Annotated in this window: 16 protein-coding genes; 14 read left to right on the forward strand and 2 right to left on the reverse strand. The window is 60.5% G+C overall.

The window, feature by feature from the left end; all coding sequences use genetic code 11:
• Positions 1–88 precede the first annotated feature (88 nt).
• The 9 genes from AC0IYN_RS23970 (at position 89) to AC0IYN_RS24010 (ending at position 12,424) form a co-directional block, all read left to right on the forward strand.
• Complete coding sequence (locus tag AC0IYN_RS23970; RefSeq protein WP_471843576.1) at positions 89–1,369, forward strand: alkane 1-monooxygenase; 1,281 nt, start codon at positions 89–91, stop codon at positions 1,367–1,369.
• A 133-nt stretch (positions 1,370–1,502) separates the two neighbouring features.
• Positions 1,503–1,997 (forward strand): alkane oxidation protein activator PraA, encoded by a 495-nt coding sequence (gene praA, locus AC0IYN_RS23975; RefSeq protein ID WP_471843578.1) that lies wholly within the window; start codon positions 1,503–1,505, stop codon positions 1,995–1,997.
• Positions 1,998–2,129: 132 nt separating this feature from the next.
• Positions 2,130–2,639, forward strand: coding sequence for an alkane oxidation protein activator PraB (praB, locus tag AC0IYN_RS23980; protein ID WP_095016522.1), 510 nt, complete (start codon positions 2,130–2,132; stop codon positions 2,637–2,639).
• Between the two features lie 122 nt (positions 2,640–2,761).
• The gene (locus AC0IYN_RS23985; protein WP_406598033.1) at positions 2,762–4,207 is read left to right on the forward strand and encodes an outer membrane protein transport protein; all 1,446 of its coding nucleotides are present in this window, start codon (positions 2,762–2,764) and stop codon (positions 4,205–4,207) included.
• Between the two features lie 273 nt (positions 4,208–4,480).
• On the forward strand, positions 4,481–7,006 hold the full coding sequence (locus AC0IYN_RS23990; RefSeq protein ID WP_471843581.1) for an acyl-CoA dehydrogenase: 2,526 nt from the start codon (positions 4,481–4,483) through the stop codon (positions 7,004–7,006).
• 149 nt (positions 7,007–7,155) lie between these two features.
• Positions 7,156–8,499 carry a 3-oxoacyl-ACP reductase gene (locus AC0IYN_RS23995; protein WP_406598035.1) on the forward strand — a complete coding sequence of 448 codons (1,344 nt, stop codon included), beginning with the start codon at positions 7,156–7,158 and terminating at the stop codon, positions 8,497–8,499.
• Between the two features lie 4 nt (positions 8,500–8,503).
• Entirely contained in the window at positions 8,504–9,394 is an 891-nt protein-coding gene (locus tag AC0IYN_RS24000) for a MaoC/PaaZ C-terminal domain-containing protein (RefSeq protein ID WP_457266772.1), read from the forward strand.
• Positions 9,391–10,689, forward strand: a complete 1,299-nt coding sequence (locus tag AC0IYN_RS24005) for an acetyl-CoA C-acetyltransferase (protein ID WP_457231953.1) — start codon at positions 9,391–9,393, stop codon at positions 10,687–10,689. The genes AC0IYN_RS24000 and AC0IYN_RS24005 overlap by 4 nt, the downstream gene beginning before the upstream one ends.
• A gap of 31 nt (positions 10,690–10,720) precedes the next feature.
• Positions 10,721–12,424: an AMP-binding protein gene (locus AC0IYN_RS24010; protein WP_471843584.1), complete on the forward strand. Its 1,704-nt coding sequence runs from the start codon at positions 10,721–10,723 to the stop codon at positions 12,422–12,424.
• A gap of 111 nt (positions 12,425–12,535) precedes the next feature.
• Here AC0IYN_RS24010 and AC0IYN_RS24015 read toward each other — a convergent pair whose 3' ends face one another.
• Complete coding sequence (locus AC0IYN_RS24015) at positions 12,536–13,651, reverse strand: Gfo/Idh/MocA family protein (protein ID WP_406598039.1); 1,116 nt, start codon at positions 13,649–13,651, stop codon at positions 12,536–12,538.
• Between the two features lie 307 nt (positions 13,652–13,958).
• Between AC0IYN_RS24015 and AC0IYN_RS24020 the strand changes: the two genes are divergently transcribed.
• Positions 13,959–14,999: a WD40/YVTN/BNR-like repeat-containing protein gene (locus AC0IYN_RS24020; protein WP_457238799.1), complete on the forward strand. Its 1,041-nt coding sequence runs from the start codon at positions 13,959–13,961 to the stop codon at positions 14,997–14,999.
• Positions 15,000–15,015: 16 nt separating this feature from the next.
• The gene (locus AC0IYN_RS24025) at positions 15,016–17,391 is read left to right on the forward strand and encodes an efflux RND transporter permease subunit (RefSeq protein WP_406598040.1); all 2,376 of its coding nucleotides are present in this window, start codon (positions 15,016–15,018) and stop codon (positions 17,389–17,391) included.
• Between the two features lie 49 nt (positions 17,392–17,440).
• Here the strand turns inward: AC0IYN_RS24025 and AC0IYN_RS24030 are convergent, their stop codons facing one another.
• On the reverse strand, positions 17,441–22,402 hold the full coding sequence (locus AC0IYN_RS24030) for a dermonecrotic toxin domain-containing protein (RefSeq protein WP_471843587.1): 4,962 nt from the start codon (positions 22,400–22,402) through the stop codon (positions 17,441–17,443).
• 247 nt (positions 22,403–22,649) lie between these two features.
• On the opposite strand from AC0IYN_RS24030, the gene AC0IYN_RS24035 reads away from it, so the two are divergent.
• From AC0IYN_RS24035 to AC0IYN_RS24045, 3 genes are all read left to right on the forward strand, one after another.
• Positions 22,650–22,940, forward strand: a complete 291-nt coding sequence (locus tag AC0IYN_RS24035; protein WP_078048759.1) for a DUF5629 family protein — start codon at positions 22,650–22,652, stop codon at positions 22,938–22,940.
• A complete protein-coding gene (locus AC0IYN_RS24040) occupies positions 22,927–24,102 on the forward strand; it encodes a lactonase family protein (RefSeq protein ID WP_458375377.1) in 1,176 nt (391 codons plus the stop codon). The genes AC0IYN_RS24035 and AC0IYN_RS24040 overlap by 14 nt, the downstream gene beginning before the upstream one ends.
• Positions 24,103–24,257: 155 nt before the next feature.
• On the forward strand, positions 24,258–24,437 hold the full coding sequence (locus AC0IYN_RS24045; protein ID WP_010210027.1) for a hypothetical protein: 180 nt from the start codon (positions 24,258–24,260) through the stop codon (positions 24,435–24,437).
• Positions 24,438–24,580 lie beyond the last annotated feature (143 nt).

Genomic DNA, 24,580 nt, shown 5'->3' on the forward strand with positions numbered 1-24,580 from the left:
AAAAAACGTCTTTTATCGCATGGTTGAATTCCCGGAGCATTCAGCGCTCCCTGAACCTGTTTTCTGCCCCCCTGCCACGGAGGCTGCCATGAACCAGACTCTGGCAGCACCAAGCGTATGGACCGACGGCAAGCGTCACCTGTGGTGGTTGGGCATTATGCCACTGGCCACGCCTCTGCTCTCTGGTGCCCTGGCTATCACCACCGGTATCCAGCAACTCTGGTGGGTTGGTGTATTGGTGATCTTCGGCTTGATCCCGCTCATCGATGGCTTGCTCGGTGAAGACGTGAGCAACCCTCCTGAGTCCGCCGTCACCCACCTGGAATCCCAGAGCTACTACCGTTGGATCGTCTACACCGGCGTGGTGTTCGTGATCTCGTCGGTGGTGGTCACCGGCTGGCTCGCCGCTGGCGGTATCGACTGGATCATCCAGGGCGGCCTGTTGCAGGCTGCCGCGAACATGGATCCGTCCAGTGGGTTGTCCCACGCCGCCAGTTACATCACCGCCCGCACCCAACTGCACGGCGAGCCGAGCTGGTTTACCTACCTGGGGATGGCCATGTCGACTGGCGCCGCCACCGGCATTGCGATCAACACGGCCCATGAACTGGGGCACAAGCCCAATGCGCTGGAAGTATTCCTGGCCAAGGTCACCCTGGCCCCGACTTTCTATGGGCACTTCTACACCGAACACAACCGTGGGCATCACGTGCGCGTCGCCACGCCGGAAGACCCGGCCAGCTCGCGCCTTGGGGAGAGCTTCTGGGCTTTCCTGCCACGCTCGGTCTGGTTCAGTGCCCGCTCGGCGTGGAACCTGGAGCGTGAACGCCTGCGCAAGCTCGGCCTGCCGGCATGGCACTGGCAGAACGGCGTACTCAGCGCCTGGATGTACAGCGTGGTGTTGTGGGGCGCGATGATTTACTGGCTGGGGGCGGCGGTGATTCCGTTCCTGATCATCCAGGGCATCTACGGCTTCTCGCTGCTGGAAGTGGTCAACTACGTCGAGCACTACGGGCTTAAACGCCAGAAGTTGCCCAATGGTCGGTATGAGCGTTGCTCGCCACGGCATTCTTGGAACAGCAACCGTATTGTCACCAATATCTTCCTGTTCCAACTTCAACGGCACTCTGATCACCATGCCAACCCGACCCGTAGTTACCAGTCGTTGCGCCACTTTGATGAATCGCCGCAACTTCCTTATGGCTACGCGAGCATGATTGTCTGGGCGTATGTGCCGTACTTGTGGCGCCGCCGCATGGACCATCGTGTATTGAATCATTACGCCGGGGATATCACCCTGACCAATCTTCAACCTTCACAACGGTTGAAGTACCTGGAGAAGTACAGCAACAGCGCCAAACCTTTTTAAGTTCAAGTAACACATTGTTTGCGTGCTCGGGGCCTGCGTGCCGCGCAGGCCTCGATTGCCCGAGGTTTTCCAGAACAGTTGCAAGAACGTTGTTTGACCCGAACAAAAATAATTAAAGGGAAGGACGTACACCATGCAAGCACCTGCCAAGTTCACCACCCACATCGTGTTGGCCGCGCTGGGCCTGATCGTCTACCACCAGGCCCAGGCCGCGCGTATCGAGCCGGCTGGTAGCGCCTTTACGGCCCAGGGTCCCATCAGCTTCTCCAAAGGTGCGCTTATCAGCGCCGATTGCACCATCAAGGTGGCCGGCAAGGTCGCAGCCGATGGTTCATCAGTGAACGTGGACAAAGTTGAATTCGACGGTGGCCTCAAGTGCAGCCGGGTCGAAGCCACCAACTTGCCATGGATCTTAGTGGCCAAAGACACCAAGAGCGGCTCCATGTCGAAGATCAGCGTCGATGTGCATGCATTCGGCCTCGGCGGCAAGTGCGGCCCTTCGACCGCCGACGGTACCTGGGATAACGCCACTGGCAAGTTGGAGGCCGCCAATGTGCCGATTGGCGAAGACTGCAAGATCAAGACGGTGTCGATCAAGATGCCGCCGAACTTCAAAGTTGTTGAATAAGCGTTAGATGTTGTTTCGGTAATTGAATTGAGATTTGGCTGGAAAGGGAAGTTCTGCAGTTTCACCGTGACCTCTCGATCATGGCCATTACCCCTGGCGAAATGAATTCGCCATAACATGTGAGGAAAAACAATGAAAAGCTTGAAAACTCTCGTGTCGTTGACTGCTTTGACTGTTTGCATGGGTGCTGCTTCCATGGTGAATGCCGCTACCATTTCTCCTCCTGGCGCGGGTTTCACCACGCCCGCAGGTGCTATCACTGTTACATCGCCTGCGTCGTTCGGGGCGCCCGTGGCTTGCACCATCGTCTTTACCGGCAGCGTGGCTGCGAGTGGTGCCAACGCTTCGATCACCGGTGCCACTGTGAGCGGCTCCAACCCACTTTGCGGTGTGCCAGTGTTGCTGGGTTTGCCATGGACCTTGACCGCCTCCACCGCCACCGGGCCTGACACCTTTGCAGGCACTGTTTCGGGCGTGAACTTCAAGATCGTCAGCAACTGCGCAAGCGCTCCCGCCACCATCAATGTGGTCTACAACAACAGCACCCACACCATCACTGTTCCATCGGCACAAACCGTCGGCAGTTGCAAAATCACTGCGCTGACCGCGACGCCAACCCCAACGCTCACTGTCAACCCTTGATAGGCGTGCGCTTGACGTGATGATCACACGTTGAAACGCAAGTGCCCTGCAAGGGGCACTTGTTAAGGCAAGCCAAGGCGGTGATTCCGGCTGTGGTGGATAAAAATAATAAGGAGTGGAGCATGAATAATAAGAAACAACAGGCCCAGGCGTTACTTGGCCTGGCGTTGTTGAGCGGGTTTATGGTCGCAGCCGGGCCCGTTCAGGCTGGCGGGTACTCGACTCCTACATTTGGCGCGCAAGGCTGGGGCCGTGCGTTTGGCGGTGGTTCACTGTTCAAGAATGACCCTTCCTCAGCCTACAACAACCCGGCCGCCATGGCGTTCATTGACCAAACCATCGCGCAGCAGAACGTTATCTATGCGCGTGTCAATATCAAATTCAAGGGAAATGCCTATGACTACAAAGGGGACCCGACGTCCACCGGGGTCATGGACGAATTCGGCGGTGTGACCTCCACGCCGCGTGAAGGCAATGGGGGTGAAGCGGGCTTTACGGCTTGGTTGCCCACCGGTTTCTTGGTTATACCCATCAATGATCGCTTCAGTTTTGGCTTGAGTCAGGTCGTCCCGCAGGGCATGAAGTCCACTTGGGATCAGGATTGGAAAGGCCGTGACTTTGCCGTTGACACCAAAATTGAAACCGTAGGCTTGACCGGCTCGCTGTCCTTCAAGGTCAATGACCAGTTTTCTATTGGTGCAGGGGCCATTGTTCAGCACAGTACAGGGTTCGTGAGCCAGAACGTCGACCTGTATGCGGCGGCGGCGGTCTCGCCGGGGCTGGGTGGTCTCGGCATCCCGTTCCCATCGGGGGTAGGGCAGTCGCTGATGCGCGTCAAGGTCGATAACACCTCGGTGGGCTGGTTCGCCGGCCTGGCCTGGAAACCCACTGAGAAAGACACGCTGGGTTTCAACTACCACGCCAAGATCAAGAACAAAATGGAAGGCAAATACAACATCTATGCTGATCCAGGCAGCAGGCTGCTGATGACCGATGCCGGAGGGGATGGCTTGACGCTGGTCGAGCGTGCTTACCCCGGCCTCAAACTGTTTCCGGACGGCGCGAACGCATCCACTCAGTTGGACATTCCGGCCACCGCCGCCATCGACTGGGTGCATGTGTTCAACGACCGATTCAGCCTCGGCGCCAGTATGCTGTGGACCCAATGGTCGTCATTCAAGGCGCTGACCCTGAAGTCCGATGGCAATACCATCGTATCGATTCCCTACAAGTACCGGGACGTCATGATGTATTCCCTGGGGGGCGACTATAAGCTTACCGATGACTTCACCCTGCGCGCCGGTGTTGCCTATGACCAGACCCCCACTCGCAATTCCACGCGTGACCCACGTATCCCCGACGGCGATCGTTACTTCGCTTCTCTTGGCTTTGGCTACGATATCAAGGCCATCCCCGGCTTGAGTATCGACGGTGCCTACTCACGGCAATTTGTCGAGCAGGTGAAGCTCAAAACCGTCAACGTCGACCGCCTGGGCGCCGCGCGCCTGGATGGCAAAGTCGACAGCAAAGGTGAGGTTGTCAGCCTGTCGGCCACTTACAAGTTCTAATGCATGGGGTGGTGGAGCAGTCAGTCAGCGCATCTTTCTGTTGCTCCGCGGGTTTACCACATCGACGGGTCGCCCATGCGACCCGTTCCAATTCCAACGGCCCACTGAAATCTGGCTGACGGGTTCAGCGGCTATTTTTTTTGCCTGGAAATTAAATAAAAATTTAAAATAATATTTTAATTTTTTCTCCCGAGTTTGTAAGGTGGTTTTACGTCGCGGGTCATTCCGACCTGCCGCACCCAAGCCTTGCCCTGAATCAAGTAGAGGTATCCCATGGTTATCTGGTTATTGGTGGGTTTCGCAGCTGCGATTGCCCTGGCGTATCGACAAGCCGTTGCCCTTCACTGGTTGGGTGCAGGCCTGGTCTGGCTGGTAGCGGGTTACCTACTCAACGTGGTTGCCGGGTTCGGCGCCACTGTCGCGGCGGTGCTGGTGGTCGCGCCCGCGCTGCTGATGACGATCAAACCCCTGCGCCGCACCTTGCTGACCAGCAAGGCCTTGGGCCTGTTTCGTACAATCATGCCGGCAATGTCGGACACTGAGCGCGCCGCCATCGAGTCCGGCACCGTGTGGTGGGACGCCGAGCTGTTCAGCGGCAAGCCCAACTGGCAGCGCTTGCTGCAAGCCGCACCGGCCAGCCTGAGCGCCGAAGAACAAGCCTTCCTCGATAACGAAGTCGAAACCCTGTGCGACATTGCCAACGATTGGGAAACCACCCAGGTGTGGCAGGACATGTCGCCTGAAGGTTGGCAATACACCAAGGAGGCCGGCTTCCTCGGCATGATCATTCCCAAGCAATACGGCGGCAAAGGCTTCTCCCACTACGCGCACTCGCAGGTGGTGATGAAGCTGTCGACGCGTTGCTCGGCGGCCGCCATTTCGGTGATGGTGCCCAATTCCCTCGGCCCCGCCGAATTGCTGCTGCACTACGGCACCGATGCCCAGCGCAATTACTACCTGCCGCGCCTGGCGCGGGGTGAGGACATCCCGTGCTTTGCCCTCACCAGCCCGTATGCGGGGTCCGATGCCGGGGCGATTCCCGACTTGGGCACCGTCTGCAAAGGTAACCATGAAGGCGAGGAAGTCCTGGGCTTCCGTGTGACCTGGGACAAGCGCTACATCACCCTGGGCCCGATTGCCACTGTGCTCGGCCTGGCGTTTCGCGCCGAAGACCCGGATGGCTTGCTTGGCCAGCCCGGCTCGCTGGGGATCACCTGTGCGTTGATCCCGACGTCCCATCCGGGGGTAAACAGCGGTCGCCGCCATTGGCCACTCAACGCCGTGTTCCAGAACGGTCCTACCACCGGCAAGGATGTATTCATCCCGCTGGAATGGGTGATCGGTGGCCGCGAGCAAGTCGGCAACGGCTGGCGCATGTTGATGGAATGCCTGGCAGCCGGCCGGGCGATTTCCCTGCCGTCGGCCAACGTCGGCCTGGGCAAGGTCGCTGTGCGCGGCACCACCGCCTACGCGGCGATGCGCAAGCAGTTCGGCCTGCCCATCGGCAAGTTCGAAGGCGTGCAAGCGCCGCTGGCACGCATGGCCGGGCACCTGTATGCCTGCGATGCGGTGCGCAAGGTCTCGGTGGCGTCCCTGGATGCGGGAGAGAAACCTTCGGTGATCTCGGCCATAGCCAAGTACCACGTCACCGAGCGGGCGCGGATCATCGTCAATGACGGCATGGACATCGTCGCCGGCAAGGGCATCTGCATGGGCCCGAACAACTTCCTGGCCCGTGCCTATCAGCAAAGCCCCATCGCGATTACGGTAGAGGGCGCGAACATCATGACGCGCTGCCTGATCATCTTTGGCCAGGGCCTGATCCGCTGCCATCCCTATGTGTTCCGTGAGATGGAAGCCGCGCGCAACCCGGACCGGCGCCAGGCGCTGGAAGCGTTTGACAGCGCGATGTTCGGCCACGTGAGCTTTGTGCTGGCCAATACCGTGCGCGCAGCGGTGCATGCCCTGACAGGCGGGCGGTTGATTTCCGCCCCGGCCAAGACCGACCCGGCACTGGCGTCCTACTACCGCCAGGCCAATCGCCTGTCGGTGGTGCTTGCGCTGACATCGGACATTTCCATGGGCGTGCTGGGCGGTGCCCTCAAGCGCAAGGAAAGTATCACCGGGCGCCTGGGCGATATTCTGTCGCAGCTGTACATCCTGTCCTGCGTGCTCAAGCGCTTCGAGGATGACGGCCGGCCCCAGGCAGACCTGCCGCTGGTGCACTGGGCGGCCCAGGACGCGTTGTTGCGCGCCCATGAAGCGCTGGCCGAAGTGCTCGATAACTACCCGTCGAAAGTGGCTGCAGGCGTGCTGAAGGCGTTGACGTTCCCGTTCGGTATCCCGCTGCGCAAACCGTCGGACCGCCTGCTGGCCGAAGTTGCTGATGTGGTGCAGACACCGGGCGAAACCCGCGACCGACTATTGGCCAATTCCTACATACCCCGTCCGGAAATCGACAAGTTGGCCTACGGCGAACTGGGCTTCCGCCTGCTGCCGCAAGTCGAGTTGATCGACGCCCGACTCAAGCCGGCGGTCAAGCAGGGCCTGATCGCGCCGATGCCGATCTCGGCCACGGCCTTCACCGCCTGGCGCGTCAAGGCGCGGGCACTGGACCTGATCAGCGACGACGAAGACACCTTGCTGGGGCGCTATGTGGAATACGCCGACCACGGCATCCAGGTGGACGACTTCCCCCAGGACTTCGGCTTGCTGGAAGCGTTGCAGCAGCGCAAGCAGGCGTTGGAACCGACGACGAAACGTCGCAACAACCAAAGCGAAAACGCCTCGGTCAATTAGGAAAATCACGGTCAAGGTGGGAGCTGGCTTGCCTGCGAAGGCATCACCTCGGTACGACTGATACACCGAGTTGCCTGTATCGCAGGCAAGCCAGCGCCCACAAGGGATCGGATTTTCACGGTCAGAATGTGTTGTGAGTGAATGTCTCTATGAGTGACAGCTACCTTTCGTTCGTCAATTCCCCATGGGGCCGGCGCCTGGCCCAGGCCGTCGGCTTGCCGCAGCCCTTGCCGCTGCAACGTCATCGCAGCGGCCAGCAAGGGCTGGTCAACCCGGTGATCGTCGCCGGGGCAGGGCGCCTGGCCGTCGAGGTGCAGCGGGTGTTCGCGGCCACCGACACCGTCATCGCCACGCCGGCCACGCTTAAGGCGCCGTCCACGGTCAAGGTGCAGGGCGCGGTGTTTGATGCAAGTGCCGTGACCGACCTGCACCAATTGGATGAGTTGTACGTGTTCTTCCACGCCAATGCCAAGCGCATTGGCCACCATGGCCGCGTGGTGGTGCTCGGCACCGCGCCGGAACACTGCCAGGACTTGCCCCAGGCCATCGCCCAGCGCGCCCTTGAAGGCTTGGTGCGTTCGCTGGCCAAGGAGCTGCGGCGCGCGATCACCGTGCAATTGGTCTACGTGGCCCCCGGCGCCGAAGCTGCGCTGGACAGCAGCCTGCGGTTCTTCCTGTCGCGCCGTTCGGCCTATGTCTCGGGGCAGGTGATCCGCCTGGAGACACCGGTCGACGGCCAGGTCAGCGTCAATTGGGACAAACCTTTCGCCGGCCGTCGCGCGCTGGTCACCGGCGCTTCCCGTGGTATCGGCCTGGCGATTGCCCAGGTGTTGGCACGGGACGGCGCCCATGTGGTGTGCGTGGACGTGCCCCAGGCCCAGGCGTCGCTGCAACAGGCAGCGGAAAGTGTCGGCGGCTCGGCGCTGCCGCTGGACATCACCGCAACCGATGCCGCCTCGCTGTTGCAGGCCCACGTCAGCCAATACGGCGCCTTCGATGTGGTGGTGCACAACGCCGGGATCACCCGTGACAAGACCATCGCCAAGATGACCGAGGAGGCTTGGCGCAGTGTGCTGGCCGTGAACTTAGAGGCGCCGTTGCAACTCAGCCATGCGCTGCTGGACAGCCAGGGCCTGAACCCCGGCGGGCGCATCGTCTGCGTGTCGTCGATTTCCGGCATCGCGGGCAACCTTGGGCAAAGCAATTACGCCACCTCCAAGGCTGGGGTGATCGGCTTGGTGCAGGGCCTGGCACCGCGAGCGGCGGCGCAGCACGTCACGGTGAATGCGGTGGCACCCGGGTTTATCGAGACGCAGATGACCGCGAAAATCCCGCTGATGATCCGCGAAGCCGGGCGGCGCATGAACTCGATGTCCCAGGGCGGGCAACCTATTGATGTGGCCGAGACCATTGCCTGGCTCGCACACCCGGCGTCGGGCGGGGTCAACGGCCAGGTCATCCGTGTGTGCGGCCAAAGCCTGCTGGGAGCCTGAGTCCATGGACTACGTAACGCAGATCATTGACCCGCCGCCATCACGTACGCGCTTGCTGCTCGATGGCGTACGCGCCTTGCGTAAACCCAAGCTCGACGGTGCGCCCGTACTGCCCAAGGAACGCCTGGTGCGCTCGGCGGCGCAGTTGTCTGCCGCTGATATTGAAGCCTATGGCCGCGCCTGTGGTTTTCGCCGCGAGCAGGGCGTGCCGTTGTCCTACCCCCACGTGCTGGCGTTCCCATTGCACCTGATGCTGCTGACGCGGCCGAGCTTCCCGTACCCGGCCAGCGGCATGGTGCACCTGGCCAATCGCATTCGTCAGCACCAGCGCTTGCACCCAGGCCAGGCGTTGCGGCTGGAAGTGTATAGCGAGCGCTGGGTTGCCCATCCCAAGGGCCAGGCGCTGAGCATCGCCACCCGTGCGTACGGCGCTGACACATTGGTGTGGGAAAGCGACAGCCTGTACCTGCGCCGGGACGTCAAGGACCCGGTCGGTGAACCGTGGGACGACGTATTGCCGCTGCAGGAGGACGGTTTGCTACGTACCCAGCGCTGGGTGTTGCCGGCTGACCTGGGCCGGCGCTTTGCCAAGGTGTCAGGGGATTTCAACCCGATTCACACCTCGCTGATCGGCGCCAAGCTCTTCGGCTTTCGCCGCGCCATCGCCCACGGCATGTGGACCCTGGGTCGCGCACTCGCCGCACAGCAACCGCCCGGCGGGCTGGACCAGGCCGAGGCGCATTGTGACTTCAAGTTGCCGATTTTCCTGCCTGGCCAGGTTGCTCTTTGGAGTCACCCGGTGACCGGCCCGCGCCGCGAATTCGAAGTGCGCAATTTCGCCGGCGACAAACCCCATATGCGTGGCCTTTTCATCTGGAAAGAGAACCTGGAATGAGTGACTACAGCTTCAACCCGGCCCCGGTTCGTCGCGTCGCGATTATCGGCGGCAACCGCATCCCGTTTGCTCGCTCCAACACGGTGTACGCCCACGACAGCAACCAGGACCTGCTGGTCGCCGCCCTGCAGGGCCTGGTTGACCGCTACAACCTGCACGGCCAACGCCTGGGCGAATTCGCCGCTGGGGCGGTGATCAAGCATTCGCGGGACTTCAACCTGGCGCGCGAGTCATTGCTGTCCACCACCTTGTCGCCGGACACGCCTGCCTACGATGTGCAGCAAGCCTGTGGCACCGGCCTGGAAGCGGCCTTGCTGGTGGCGAACAAGATCGCCCTGGGCCAGATCGACGTGGGCATCGCCGGCGGTTCCGACACCACCTCCGACGCACCGATCGGCATCAACGAATCGCTGCGCCACACGTTGCTCGCGGCCAACCGCGCCAAGGGCATGGGCGCCAAGTTGCAGGCGCTGCTCAAGGTGCGGCCATCGATGTTTTTCAAGCCATTGCTGCCGCGCAATGGCGAGCCGCGCACCGGTTTATCCATGGGCGAGCACTGCGAAGAAATGGCCAAGCGCTGGCAGATCAAGCGCCTGGCCCAGGATGAACTGACCCTCACCAGCCATCAACGCCTGGACGCGGCCTACAAGCGCGGTTTCTTCGATGACCTGATCAGCCCCCATCGCGGCCTGGCCCGGGACAATAACCTGCGCGCCGACGCGAGCCTGGAGAAACTCGCCGGCCTGTCCCCAGCCTACGACCGGCAAAACGGCACGCTCACTGCGGGCAATTCAACACCGCTGACCGATGGCGCCTCGGTGGTGCTGCTGGCCAGCGAGGAATGGGCGGCCGCGCACGGCTGGCCGGTGCTGGCCTATCTGCGTACCGGCGAAACGGCGGCGGTGAATTTCGTCGATGGCACCGAGGGCCTGCTGATGGCTCCGGCCTATGCGGTGCCGCGCATGCTCAAGCGCGAAGGGCTGAGCTTCGATGACTTCGATTTCTTCGAGATCCACGAAGCCTTCGCCGCCCAGGTGCTGTGCACGCTCAAGGCGTGGGAAGACGCCGATTATTGCCGCGAGCGCCTAGGCTTGGATGCACCGCTGGGCGCCATCGACCGTGCCAAGATGAACGTCAACGGTGGCTCACTTGGTTGCGGCCATCCCTTCGCCGCCACCGGGGGCCGGCAATTGGCGGCGTTGGCCAAGATCATCCATGAGAACGGCGGCGGACGCGGCCTGATTTCCATCTGCGCGGCGGGCGGGCTGGGCATTACCGCCATCGTCGAAAAGTAGCTCTATCAAAAACAACAACAAGGAGACTGCCATGAACGCTGTAAGCCTGGAACATACCGAACGGATCTGGTTGAACGCTTACCTGCCTGGCGTCCCGGCGGATATCGAGGCCGGCATCGAGGACTACCCGTCGCTGCGCGAGGTGTTCCTGGAGCACCTGGAGAAGTTTCGCGATCGGGTGGCTTACGTCAGCATCGGCACCGAAATGACCTACGCCGACTGGCAGGTGCAAGGCTATGCCTTCGCCGCCTGGCTGCAAGGGCAGGGCGTCAAGAAGGGCGATCGCGTGGCGCTGATGATGCCCAATTGCTTGCAGTACCCGATCTGCCTGCTGGGTACGATCCTGGCCGGCGCGGTGGTGGTCAACGTCAACCCGCTGTACACCTCCCATGAACTCAAGCATTTGCTCAAGGACAGCGGCGCAGAAACCGTGGTGATCTTTGAGAACTTCGCGCAGACCCTGGAGAAAGTCATCACTGGCAGCAGCGTCAAGCGCGTGGTGATCGCCGCCATCGGTGACCTGCTGGGTACCTTCAAGGGCGCGGCGATGAATTTCATCCTGCGCCGCGTGCAGAAACAGGTGCCCGCGTTCAATTTGCGCGGTTCGATACGCTTCAACCAGGCGTTGAAACAGGGCCGTGGGCTTAACCATTTTCCTGTGGAGATGCACCTCGACGACCTGGCCTTTTTGCAATACACCGGCGGTACCACCGGCGACGCCAAGGGCGTGATGCTCAGCCACCGCAATATTATCGCCAACCTGTTGCAAGCCAAGGCCTGGGTCGGTGACCAATTGGACCAAGACAAGCAGGAAACCAACGTCACCTTGCTGCCGCTGTACCACATCTTTTCGCTGACGGTGAATTGCCTGATGTTCATGTGCCTGGGCGGGCGCAACATCCTGATCGCTAACCCGCGGGACGTGAAGCGCGTGCAGATGATCCTGCGCAAGGAACGCTTCAACGGCATTGCCGGGGTCAACACCTTGTTCAACGGCTTGCTGGAAAACAAAGAGTTCTGCGCACGGGACTTTTCCGACCTGCGCATGGTGATCGCGGGCGGCATGGCCACCCACACGGCGGTGGCCAAGCGCTGGAAGGAAGTCACCGGGCTGCCGATCATCGAAGGCTACGGCCTGACTGAATGTTCGCCGGTGGTAAGCATCAGCCCGATCAACATTGCGCACATGCGCGAGATGGAATTCACCGGCAGCATCGGTGTGCCGTTGCCGTCGACCTGGGTACGTTTTGTGCGCGAAGACGGCGAGCTGGCCGACATTGGTGAGCAGGGTGAACTGCAGGTACGTGGGCCGCAGGTGATGCAGGGCTACTGGAAGCGCCCGGAGGCCACCGCCGAAGTCCTGGATGCAGAAGGGTGGTTGTCGACCGGTGATATCGGCGTGATGGACGAGCGTGGTTACATTCGCCTGGTTGATCGCAAGAAGGACATGATCCTGGTCTCGGGTTTCAACGTGTACCCCAATGAAATCGAAGACGTGGTGGCGCTGCACCCTGGGGTAGGGGAAGTGGCTGCGATTGGGGTGGAAGATGGCGTGACCGGGGAGAAAGTGAAGATCATCGTGGTGCGCAAGGACCCGAACCTGACCCAGGAGCAAATCCTGGCGCATTGCCGCGAGTATCTGACAGGGTACAAAGTGCCCCGGTATGTGGAGTTCCGCACCACTGAGCTGCCGAAGACCACCGTCGGCAAAGTCCTGCGCCGGGCACTGCGCTAATTTGAAGGTTTAGGTGATTCAAATGTGGGAGCTGGCATGCCTGCGACAGCGGTGTACCTGTTACGCCGCCATCGCAGGCAAGCCAGCTCCCACAAAGTTCTGTGGTGGATTTTAGCGTGAGTTCACGGTTACCCAGCGCTCCTCTTTGGCCGCCACGCGAATCGCCGTCGCCAACCGCTCCACTTCCCACGCTGCCTCAAAGTCGGTGCCATCTGTACCTTGACCGGCCAGCGCCAGAATCAACTCCTGAACTTCCAGCGTCTTCAACTCGTTGTAGCCCAACTGATGCCCCGCCGCCGGGCTGAACGCCGCATAACCGGGCAGGGCGGGGCCTGCGAGCAAACGCTGGAAACCGTCCTGGCCGACGCGACACACCTGTAGTTCATTCAAGCGCTCTTGATCGAATGCCAAGGTGCCATGGGTCCCGCTGATTTCGAAACTCAGGTGGTTTTTGTACCCCTGCTTGAGCCAACTGCTGCTCACCGTTCCACGCGCGCCATTGGCGAAGCGCAGCAGGGCGTGCACCTGGTCATCCACCGCGATGGGTTTCAACTCCGCACTGCCTTTGACGGCAGGTCGTCGGGCGTGGACGGTCTGGGTGTCGGCACACACACTCACCACGTCGCCTACCAGATAACGAGCCATCGACAGCAAGTGACTGCCCAGGTCCGCCAGGGCGCCGCCGGCATGTTCGACTTCGCAACGCCACGACCATGGCGAGGTGGGGTCGGCCATGAAGTCTTCGCTGAATTCACCCTGGAAGCTGATGATCTCGCCGAGGTCACCGTTGGCGATCATCTGCCGCGCCAGCGTGATCATCGGATTGTGCTGGTAGTTGTAGCCCACCCGCGTCACCACCCCGGCGGCACTGGCGGCGCGGCGCATGGCGTCGGCCTGTTCCAGGCTCACGGCCAGGGGCTTTTCGCAGTACACCGCCTTGCCAGCGGCAATGGCCGCCATCGCCATGGGGTAGTGCAGGTGATTGGGCGTGGTGATGGCCACGACGTCGACACTGGGGTCGTTGACCAGCGCCTGCCAGTCGCCATGGGCCTGGGCAAATCCCCAGGCTGTGGCGCAACGCTGGGCACGTTCGGTGTCGGCATCGGCCAGGGCGGCCAGCTTGAGGTGTACCGGCAGTTCGAACACCGCGCGGGCGTTATTGAAAGCCAGGGCGTGGGCGCGGCCCATGAAGCCTGTACCGATCAAGCCGATTCCGAGTGCACGCATCGTCGTGGTCCTTTGCATTATTGTTTTCAGAAGGCCTATTAATGGAATATAAATTCCCTAATTTCAATAGATGGAATAAAAATTCATTAAGGCGCTGACGATCACCCCCACGAATGCAGCTATATTCAGGCGCTGACGAAAGGCCCTCAGTTAACAAAAGATAACGTAGCGCCGATTGTCAGACGATTCGAAAGCCCGATAGGATGGCCCCTGCTTCCTCCAGGCGCTCTAGATTGCAGGTTTCAAGGCCCTTGAAGGCAGGCGATAACAATAATAAATGGGAGAAAGGTCTATGAGTGAGCCTGTCATGGGTTGGGTTGTTTGCCGCCCACGCGCCGCACGCAGGGTTGCGATGCTGGCCGCAGCGCTCTCGCTGTTTGGACTGGGGATAACGGCAGCCACGTTGTCGACCTCCGTCCAGGCCGCCAGCGATACCACTTTTGCGATTGAATCCCCCAAGGCCGCCAAAGGCCTGATGATCGACGTGGTCCATGCGGGCAAGCGCCTGGTGGCGGTCGGTGATCGCGGGCATATCCTCTATTCCGATGACCAGGGCACTACCTGGACCCAAGCCAAAGTCCCCACCCGGCAACTGCTCACGGCGGTGTTTTTCGTCGATGACAAGCAGGGCTGGGCGGTTGGCCATGATGCGCAAATCCTTGCCAGTTCCGATGGCGGTGCCACTTGGACCCAGCAATACCAGGACCTCAAGCGTGAAGCTCCTTTGTTGGATGTGTGGTTCAACGATGCCAGCCACGGCCTGGCCGTGGGCGCCTACGGTGCGCTGATCGAAACCACCGACGGCGGCAAGAGCTGGAATGACGTCAGCGACCGCCTCGACAACGAAGACCAGTACCACCTCAACGCCATCGCCCACATCAAGGACGCCGGCCTGTTCATCGTCGGCGAGCAGGGCAGCATGTTCCGCTCCAGCGACGACGGCCAGACCTGGGAAAAACTCGAAGGCCCCTACGAGGGCTCGCTGTTTGGCGTGATCAGCACAGCGCAACCGCAGACCCTGCTGGCTTATGGCTTGCGCGGCAACTTGTACCGCTCCACGGATTTCGGCAGCACTTGGGAGCCCGTCGAATTGAACGCGGCGCGGGGAGCGCTGGAGTTTGGCCTGTCGGGCGCGACCTTGCTGGATGACGGTGCCATCGTCGTCGTGGGTAACGGCGGCAGCGTGGTGGTTAGCCATGACGATGGGCTGACCTTCAGCGTGTTCAACCGTCCGGACCGTATTTCGCTGTCGTCCGTCACGGCGGCAGGCAACGGCAACTTGATTCTGGCGGGGCAGGGTGGCGTTCGCGTCGCCGCGCCCAACGGCGCCGAACTCGTAAAACAATAATAAGGGCGGGGAAAGAATGAGCAGTCATCACAACGATAAAGCGACCTTTCTTGAGCGCCTGATCTTCAACAATCGCCCGGCAGTGATCGTGATCTGCCTGTTGGTCAGTATCTTCCTGTTCTGGCAGGCGACGTTGATTCGCCCGTCCACCAGCTTCGAAAAGATGATCCCCCTCAAGCACCCCTTCATCGAGAAGATGATGGAGCATCGCAACGACCTGGCCAACCTGGGCAACACCGTGCGCATCTCGGTGGAGGCCAAGGACGGTGACATATTCACCCAGGAGTACATGGAGACCCTGCGCCAGATCAACGACGAGGTGTTCTACATCTCCGGCGTCGACCGCTCGGGCCTCAAGTCGCTGTGGAGCCCCAGCGTGCGCTGGACCGAAGTGACCGAAGAAGGCTTTGCCGGCGGTGAAGTGATCCCGCAGAGCTACAACGGCTCGCCGGCAAGCCTCGATCAACTGCGCAACAACGTGCTCAAGTCTGGCCAGGTCGGGCGCCTGGTGGCCAACGACTTCAAGTCGAGCATCGTCGATATTCCGCTGCTGGAGTCCTACCCGGACCCGCAGGACCAGGGCAAGTTACTGGCCCTGGACTACCGCAAGTTCTCCCACGAACTGGAAGACAAGATCCGCGACAAGTTCGAAGCCCAGAACCCCAACGTCAAGATCCACATCGTTGGCTTTGCCAAGAAGGTCGGTGACCTGATCGACGGGCTGGTGATGGTGGTGATGTTCTTCGGCATTGCCTTCATCATCACCTTGATCCTGTTGCTGTGGTTCACCAACTGCCTGCGCAGCACCGTCGCGGTGTTGAGCACCACGCTGGTGGCGGTGATCTGGCAGCTTGGGCTGATGCACTTCTTCGGGTTCGGTCTTGATCCGTATTCGATGCTGGTGCCGTTCCTGATCTTCGCCATCGGTATCTCCCACGGCGTACAGAAGATCAACGGTATCGCCCTGCAATCCAGCGAGGCGGACAATGCCCTGACCGCCGCGCGGCGCACCTTCCGGCAACTGTTCCTGCCGGGGATGATCGCGATCCTGGCCGACGCCGTGGGTTTCATCACCCTGCTGATCATCGACATCGGCGTGATCCGCGAACTGGCGATCGGCGCGTCCATTGGCGTTGCGGTGATCGTGTTCACCAACCTGATCCTGCTGCCCGTGGCGATTTCCTATGTCGGCATCAGCAAGCGCGCCATCGCCAAGAGCAAGAAAGACGCGAACCGCGAACATTCGTTCTGGCGCCTGCTGTCGAACTTTGCCAACCCGAAAGTCGCACCGATCTCCATCGCCCTGGCGCTGGTCGCCTTTGGCGGCGGCCTTTGGTACAGCCAGAACCTCAAGATTGGCGACCTGGACCAGGGCGCACCGGAACTGCGTCCCGACTCGCGCTACAACAAAGACAACAACTTTATCATCAGCAATTACTCCACCAGCTCCGACGTACTGGTGGTGATGGTCAAGACCAAGGCCGAAGGCTGCTCGCGGTATGAAGCGATGGCGCCCATCGACCAGTTGATGTGGAAGATGCAGAACACCGAGGGCGTGCAGTCGGCGATCTCGCTGGTGACCGTGTCCAAGCAAATGATCAAGGGCATGAACGAGGGCAACCTGAAATGGGAAACCCTGTCGCGCAACCCGGATGTACTGAACAACTCCATCGCCCGCGCCGATGGCTTGTACAACAACAATTGCTCGCTGGCACCGGTGCTGGTGTTCCTCAATGACCACAAGGCCGAAACCCTCGACCGCGCCGTGCATGCGGTGCAGGACTTCGCCAAGGAAAACAACCAGGACGGCCTGGAATTCATCCTCGCCGCCGGTAACGCCGGGATCGAGGCCGCCACCAACGAGGTGATCAAGGAGTCGGAGTTGACCATCTTGATCCTGGTTTACCTGTGCGTGGCCACCATGTGCATGATCACCTTCCGCTCCTGGGCGGCGACCCTGTGCATCGTGTTGCCGCTGGTGCTGACCTCGGTGCTGGGCAACGCGCTGATGGCGTTCATGGGCATTGGCGTCAAGGTCGCGACCTTGCCGGTGGTGGCCCTGGGCGTGGGGATTGGCGTGGACTACGGCATCTACATCTACAGCCGTCTGGAAAGCTTCCTGCGTGCGGGCCTGCCGCTGCAGGAGGCGTACTACCAGACGCTCAAGTCCACCGGCAAAGCCGTGCTGTTCACCGGCCTGTGCCTGGCGATCGGCGTGTGCACCTGGATCTTCTCGGCGATCAAGTTCCAGGCTGACATGGGCCTGATGCTGACCTTCATGCTGCTGTGGAACATGTTCGGTGCCCTGTGGCTGTTGCCGGCACTGGCACGGTTCCTGATCAAGCCCGAGAAGCTGGCGGGGCAGAAGGGCAATTCGTTGTTCGCCCATTGAAGTCGACCGCCCCAACGTCGCGCCAGGCGCGGCGTCGGGACGGGCACGGTCATAACTTCAAGAAGAGCTTTTCGTCCAGTGGCGGTGTGATCCGGGCACGGACGATCTTTTCCACCTCTTTTTTGTCGTTGCCCGCCTTGGCAATCATCGTCTTTTGCGTCTCATAGCGCTGGGACGGGATTTTCAGGTGCGCCGCGGTGTACGCATTGCGCGGCGTCGCAGCGTCCGGGTAGTGAAAGTGCGCGTACCACAGCACCTCGTGCGAACCCTTTTCCCGCACCGCATACTCGGTAAACACATCGCCGGATCCCGAAGGAATTGCGCGTTTGACCAGGTTGATGTCGACGAAGCCGTGCGTCCAAAGGAAGTCGACATTTTCCTGTCTCGGTGTTTGGACCTTATAGCCGTCGGCCGTATGCTGACGTCCCTCTTGCAGCAGCTCATCGGACTTTGCGCGCCATTGGGCGACCAGCTCCTTTGTGCCTGGCTTGTTGCCATGCTCGGTTTCAACTTGCTGGGCCGTTGCCTTGAGCCTGTTAGCCAAGTTCTCGCACATGTCGTTCCAGTCAAGTGGGGTGAGACCGTCGCGTCTTGTTGGATCATTGAGCTTTCTTTTCTGAAACGCGATTGTACGTTCGTTGTCGACGCTGTCCTCGATGATTTTCCTCACCTCGTTTTTGTAGGTATTCAGGGGCTGGGACGGTCGGGGCGGCTTAGCGACGGGGGGTTTATATGCAACTTGCTTGACCCATTCACGCTGGGCCGGGTGCTCGTTATAGGTCGCAATAGGCTGTCCGGTTTTCGGGTCCAGCACGTCAATAACATTATTCTGACCTTCCGTGGGGGCACGCAATGTCCCGATCAGGGTTTGCTTGTCCCGCGTGGTGAAGACTCGCCGTTTCGAGTCTTTTTCCGGCTTGTCGGCGCGCTTGGGTAATACGGGCGACAAATCTTGTTCTTCGCGCAGCGCATCGGCCAAGTCGGTCCTGGCTTCATCGAGGACTTCAGTGACGCGTTGGATGAACAGTGGGCGGTATTCGTCGCGAAAAACCTCGGGGTGAAGTTCATGCAAGGTCTCAACGTCGTTCAGTGACTGTTCGTAGGTGTCGATCACCGTCGTCAATGCAGCCTTGCGTTCAGTGAACGTGTAGCCCTGATATTCATGTTGGTCAAGGAAGGTTTGGTTGACGGGCCTCAGGCTGGTCGATTGCAGCCGCTCCTTCAAAAAGACGCCATAGTTTGACGGCGCGTTAGCCCCCCCGATGATGCTCAACTCCTTGAAATTGGCCATGATGGACAGCTGCGAGGCTTTAGCTTCGATGGACGGCGCAACCATCTTCCGCTCGCTGAGGAACTTCTCGGCGCTGTGTCTGGCGGAAGGCGAATCGTTTTTCCATTTCTCGAGTTGGTCAACAAGTGCTTGCTGGGACCTCCACATACCTTCGCGGTCCTGATTGATGATCTTAAGGTTTTCAATCGCCTCATCGTAGGTAGCTTTTTCTGCGCCTGACCCGACTCGACTCATCATGTCGGACAAGGGCTCACCGCTGAGACTGATTTCGGTAGTGTCATTGTTAAGTCGGGCGTAAATCTTATTGACCAGCACCAAGCCCAGCATGCTCTTTGAATAGGTCAACGAACGCATGGACTTGAGCTGGGCGAAATCATCGATCGCACCGATTTTTTTCGGGGTGATGAGTTCGATGGTTCTTTCGTTGCTGGCGATGTCGGATTGGGCCGCCCTCTCCAGCTCGGGAAGACCCTGGTCAATCTTCAGTCTGAGGTTACGCGTAGATTGCAATTGTTCTGCATAAGTCGCGGCGTATTGGCTTGCTGTGTCGCCTTTGTTCAGCCCCCATTGCTCCATGAGTTTTTTTCGTGCGGTGGTGAATGCATCGAGATCTCTATTGAGCGCCCGAACGGCTGCAAAGAGAGCTTTTTGGGTTTTTTCGCCTTCCAGGCGGCTTTGTTCGTATTGGACGATCATCTCTTTCTGGGCCCTGGCGTTTTCCCTGATCATGTCTTTTATGCTCTTGCGCCTGGGCATGCCGCCTTTTAGCTTGGGGCTGATATCCGGGTACCATCGGCCGTCTGGGCCGGACTTCAAGGGAGGCCCTGTACGTGCCTTGTTTTGCGGGTCGATGATGAAGGTGCCGTCCAGGTCCCGAGCCACCCGGTACCATAGGTTGTCGATGTGTGCATACAGGTGGTTGTCGATGCTGAAGAGCCCTTTGCTGGCTCCGTTGTTGATCGGCTCTGCGCTCGGCGCCGGCGCAGTGACGCTGAAGGATTCAATATGGGCACGTTGGGCGGGCGTCAGCCTTCGCGGGTTGGAGAAAGCGAAGTCGAACGCGTCATGATCGTTGCCCACTGTCAGGCCGTTTTCCAGGGGGGCAACCTGCTGAATTGATGCATCGACCGTCCGGGGGGCGGTAGTTGCTTCACGACGCAAGGGAATCGATGCCTCGGGACGATCGATAAAACGCGAGGTGCGGGTGGGCGTGGTTGGACTCACGTGACCCAGCGACAGGGCCACGTTGACCAGTAGGTCGACGACCGCTGCGGAGCGGTCCTTGCCGTTGGGCTCACTGATCTGCTCGATATCATTTTCCATGCTGGCCAGTTGCATCAGCCAACCAGCCATCGCGCCGGGGCCGCGTAATACCGGAAGCAATGTATTGAGCAACAACAAGCCCACCTCCTTGAACGACGCCCAGCGGCTTTCGGTGTCGGAGGTGGATTGGCCGTTTGCCAGGTTGACCAGGCTGTGCGCGTTGGATTGGAACAGATGCTTGGCCAGGTCACCGGTCAACAGGTCCTGGCGCAAGGTACTGGCGGCGTCATAGCCATCGACCGCCAGGGTCGTCGGCGCCGGGGTCGCCGGTGGGTCGAACTCATTGAACCGGGTGTAGCGGGCAATATGGGGGATGTTGAAACCACCGTTGGCATACACCGCCCGCGTGCGGTGATCCGCAAGCCAGTTCAGCACGTTCTGTTGCAACGTGCCGGGTTGGCGGATGGCCTCCAGCAAGGCTTCCCGGCTGGCAAACTCCTGCAGCGTCGGTTGCAGTTGGGGCTGGTAGAGGATATGTGGGCCTTGGTTGGCATCCAGGGGTTCGATCAGGAACATGCTCTCGACCACATCCGGTGTCGCGCCCGGTTTACGTACAAACGCCAGTGGGCGCACGGTGACCTCCTGGCCGTCCACGCGTTTGGCGCCGGCCCCGGGCTGGAGAACCGCGTTGATATACTGATACCCGAGGGCGCTCAGGCCCGAATCGCCCTTGAGCTTCAATTCCAGCGCTTGCATGGCGAGCTGGATCGGCACCTGATCTATGAACCGCGCCTGCCGTTGCTGGGCAGCCTCGGTACCACTCAACAGTTCACGTTCCAGCAGGGCGGGATACTGCTTGCCGATGTCGACCTTGCTGATAAGGTCCTTGAGCATTTTCGGCAAGCTTGAGTCGACTACCTGTTGCCCGCGCACGTAGACGTCCATCTCGCCCTTGGGCAGGCCGGAAAGGTTCTCCAAGGCCATGTCAGTAAGGCTCATCTTCACCCGTTCGATATACCCACTGCCCATGTTGCCCACGGGGACCTTGAACACCACCTCCACATCTTTGGCGGCGTAGCCTTTAGTGCTCAGCGCCAGGTCGAGTTGCTGCTGGGTATAGAGGCGTATGTCGGGGATACTGTCGAGGAAGGTGCGTCCCGCATTGCGCTGTACGCTGGTGGCAAGGGACGCGGTGAGGCGTTGGTAGGCAAAGCGTTCGGCGTCGCTGGCTTGCTTGAGCCAGGTGGGGAGCTTGCTGGCCAGTGATCGTGCGTGCGACGTCGACGGCACGGGCGCGCCAACGAACCAGGGCGCGGTGGCGGTAGCGGCAGCGAACAGTTGTGCCAGGTCTTCAGGGCTGCTGCTGGCTGGCAGCGTGACGGCGTCGAGGTTTTCCAGTTGTTGGTTGAGCATGATCGCGGCCTGGGTATCGAAGAGGTTGCCGTCGATCGCTCTGCGCTGCCAGGTCATCTGGTCGAAATCGAATGGCTGCGCCAATTGCTGGCTCCAGGCGCTGGCGAACGCTTCCAGCGAGGCATAGGGCGTGACCTTGCCTGCGGCTGTTGCGTGCAGGACGATGGTGCGCTCCCCGACCTGGCGCGTGATCAACAGATCGGCACTCAGGAGGGTGGCCTTCACTGCGCCCTTGCTCAACGTTGTGTCTATCACGTAGACCTTCGCCGCGTCGTCTCCCGCCGCCTGCTGACGTTGCGCGGCGTCCGGGTAGTGCGTCACCTGGTCCAGCGTCTGGCGTTGCAGCTCATCCAGGTCGGGTTGTCTCAGGCTGGCGATGCTCAGGGTTGTGTGCAGCGTATCGCTGAGCCAGGACCAATGGCTGCTGGCCGGGTCTGTGCGGAAGGCGGCCTGGCCCCAATACTGGCTCAGCGCTTGGGCGAAGGCGCTTTTCAGGTTGGGCCGCAGGGCGCGTATGGCCAACTCCACCGTTGACATATCCAGGAGGCGCGAGCGAAGACCATTGTCGTCGATGATTTTGAGGAACCTGAAGTGGGGGGTATCAATCCATTTGCAGGGCTCGCCATGGCGATCAGTGAAATCCAGGTCGGTGCCCGAGGCCAGGTGGTCAAGGGCCAGGTCGAGCAGAGGCGTCAATACGTACTGCAGGGGGGCGGCCTGGCTGGGGACGGCCAGAGAAGTCGTGGCGACATTGATATCCAGGGAGGGGTACTGGGTCTTGAGTGCATCGGTCAGCATTCCTGCGACCACCGAACGTAGCGTCGGGCGATTGGCGAAATGCGCGGCAACGACGTTTTCTGTTGTGCTTGCCGGCGGGATCGTAAAACGCGAGCTTAACGTCGGTTGGACGCTAGAGGTGCGTATTTGTGGGCGAGCAACCGTGGAGATTGCGGGTTCGGCTGGGGGGGCAAGCACGCCAGGAAGTTGGGGCGTGGTGGGCAGGTTAACCCTGTACAGGCGTGGAGTGTTTCTTACCGATTGCATGCGGGCGCCTCCTTGGCGTGGGTGACAAACAAGTACGGCAGGAAAAATAACCGAGCATTCATGCAGGCGGGGCGACAATGCGTTATCAACTGTTTCGCCGCAGTGAGCTTAGGCCGGCGAGCACTTGGATTGGCGGGAGCTTGAGCCTTCTGTTTCCAGGTGTTTGCAGCAGCCCCATGGATGAAAGCGCCGCTCTACCTGCCATGCTGGGCTATCATTGGCGCTTTCCCGTAGACGATTGACTGCCATGACTGCCGAGACCCTGACCACCGTCCTTGAACACGCCGACATGCTGGAGATCGACGGCCTGCACGCCTTCGATTTCAGCCTGGACGCCGAGACACTACTGATCACCGCCATGGACGGCCGTGCTGAAAAACGCTGGCGTTTCAGCCTGGAGCAGGTACGGGCAGCCACCTTCGACGACACGCTGCAAAGCTGGACCCTTACCGGTGATTCGGGCGAGCACCGCCTGATCTGCCTCAGCGCGTTCACCGGCAACAATAACGACGAGGATGAAGCGGATGATGATGCGTAAATTCTGGCCCCTGCTGATAGCGGGCAGTGTCGGTGCGATGTCGGTGCAAGCTGCACCGGCCGACACGTTTGAACTGTTGGTGGGCAGCTACACCGCCGGCAGCAGTGAAGGGATCTATCGCCTGCAATTCGACAGCCGTACCGGTCGGTTCCAGGGGCCGCCAGTGCTGGCGGCCAAGGCTGCCAACCCGTCGTGGCTGACGATCTCCAAGGACCAGAAGCGCCTGTTTGTGGTCAATGAGAATGGCCCCGGCCAGAAAGACCCGGTGGGGCGCGTGAGCAGCTACAGCATCGACCCGCAGAATCACCAACTGACCTTGATCAACCAGGTGCAGAGCCTGGGCAATGAGCCGACCCATTCCAGCGTTGCCGCCGATGGGCGTTACCTGTTCGTGGCCAACTATTCGGTGCTGGAAGACCCGGGCGGCAGCCTGGCGGTGCTGCCGGTCGACGTCACGGGCAAGCTGTCGCCCCCGGTGCAACTGAGCGGGCACCCGGCCAGCCGCGTAAACCCGGAACGCCAGGCGTCAAACCACGTGCACTCGGTGGTGTCATCGCCGGATGGCAAGTATGTGTTTGTGCAGGACCTGGGGGCGGACAAGGTGTTTGCCTACCACTACGACCCCAAGGCCAACCATGAGCTGCCCTTGACCCCGGCCGATCCGGCCTCGGTGCAATTGCCGCCGGGCAGTGGCCCGCGCCACCTGTTGTTCAGCGCCGATGGCAAGCATGCCTGGCTGACCACCGAGATGAGCGCCCAGGTCGCGGTGTTCGACTACAACGATGGCACGCTGACCCAGACTCAGCTGGTGGACTTCGCCGCCGGGCAGCCGGTGTCCGACAAGGCCGGCGCCGCGTTGCACGCTTCAAGCGACGGCAAGTTCCTGTATGTGAGCAACCGTGGTACGGCCAACCAATTGCTGGTGTTCAGCATTGACCCGGCCACCGCACACCTCAAGGAGGTGCAGCGTCGTTCAGTGGAAGGCGATCACCCGCGCGAGTTCAGCCTGGACCCGACCGGCAAGTTTTTGCTGATCGCCAACCAGAAGAGCAATGCAATCGTGGTGGTCGAACGTGACCCGAAGACCGGCCTGCTGGGTAAAACCGTGCAGACATTGCCGATCGATGCGCCCAGCGACCTCAAGTTCCTGGTGCGTCAATAAGCCACAGGCCCCGCATTGCGGGGCCTGAGCCTTTGTATTAATTCTATTAATAGCGGCTACTGTTTCAAAGCATTTCTAAGGCTCGGTCCCCGGGCGTAAGTTTGGTTCCAAGGCCTTCCCCGGCCACCAACCAAACGAACACAAGGGTTACCGACATGAATCTGAATCTCTTCTCCATCATCGCCGCTTCTGCTGTTTCCGCCACTGTCGCGCTGCCAGCGGCGGCCAGCGTGGAAGTCACCGGCAAAAAATCCAGCACCAGCGCCTACACCCAGAAATACCTGCAACAAAGCGCTAACTTCTACGCCGCGCTGGATCACAAAACCCAGCAATGAGCGCTGATTGACCCTGCACACCTGCAGACGCCAAACCACTGGAACGAAGCCTGGCTCGTTCGAGTGGTTTGGCGTTTGTGCATCTGCCGAATAAAAAAGATTGATATCACATTGCCATGTGTTTAAATTTGGCGCTCAAATAT

Source organism: Pseudomonas sp. AC112 (genome assembly GCF_979253545.1).

Coding starts and splice junctions, on each gene's coding strand:
- AC0IYN_RS24025 (WP_406598040.1), top strand. CDS start 15,016: ATGAGCAGTCATCACAACGATAAAGCGACCTTTCTTGAGCGCCTGATC.
- AC0IYN_RS24030 (WP_471843587.1), bottom strand. CDS start 22,402: ATGCAATCGGTAAGAAACACTCCACGCCTGTACAGGGTTAACCTGCCC.
- AC0IYN_RS24020 (WP_457238799.1), top strand. CDS start 13,959: ATGGGTTGGGTTGTTTGCCGCCCACGCGCCGCACGCAGGGTTGCGATG.
- AC0IYN_RS23995 (WP_406598035.1), top strand. CDS start 7,156: ATGAGTGACAGCTACCTTTCGTTCGTCAATTCCCCATGGGGCCGGCGC.
- AC0IYN_RS24040 (WP_458375377.1), top strand. CDS start 22,927: ATGATGATGCGTAAATTCTGGCCCCTGCTGATAGCGGGCAGTGTCGGT.
- AC0IYN_RS23990 (WP_471843581.1), top strand. CDS start 4,481: ATGGTTATCTGGTTATTGGTGGGTTTCGCAGCTGCGATTGCCCTGGCG.
- AC0IYN_RS23985 (WP_406598033.1), top strand. CDS start 2,762: ATGAATAATAAGAAACAACAGGCCCAGGCGTTACTTGGCCTGGCGTTG.
- AC0IYN_RS24010 (WP_471843584.1), top strand. CDS start 10,721: ATGAACGCTGTAAGCCTGGAACATACCGAACGGATCTGGTTGAACGCT.
- AC0IYN_RS24015 (WP_406598039.1), bottom strand. CDS start 13,651: ATGCGTGCACTCGGAATCGGCTTGATCGGTACAGGCTTCATGGGCCGC.
- AC0IYN_RS24005 (WP_457231953.1), top strand. CDS start 9,391: ATGAGTGACTACAGCTTCAACCCGGCCCCGGTTCGTCGCGTCGCGATT.
- AC0IYN_RS24045 (WP_010210027.1), top strand. CDS start 24,258: ATGAATCTGAATCTCTTCTCCATCATCGCCGCTTCTGCTGTTTCCGCC.
- AC0IYN_RS23970 (WP_471843576.1), top strand. CDS start 89: ATGAACCAGACTCTGGCAGCACCAAGCGTATGGACCGACGGCAAGCGT.
- AC0IYN_RS24000 (WP_457266772.1), top strand. CDS start 8,504: ATGGACTACGTAACGCAGATCATTGACCCGCCGCCATCACGTACGCGC.
- praA (WP_471843578.1), top strand. CDS start 1,503: ATGCAAGCACCTGCCAAGTTCACCACCCACATCGTGTTGGCCGCGCTG.
- praB (WP_095016522.1), top strand. CDS start 2,130: ATGAAAAGCTTGAAAACTCTCGTGTCGTTGACTGCTTTGACTGTTTGC.
- AC0IYN_RS24035 (WP_078048759.1), top strand. CDS start 22,650: ATGACTGCCGAGACCCTGACCACCGTCCTTGAACACGCCGACATGCTG.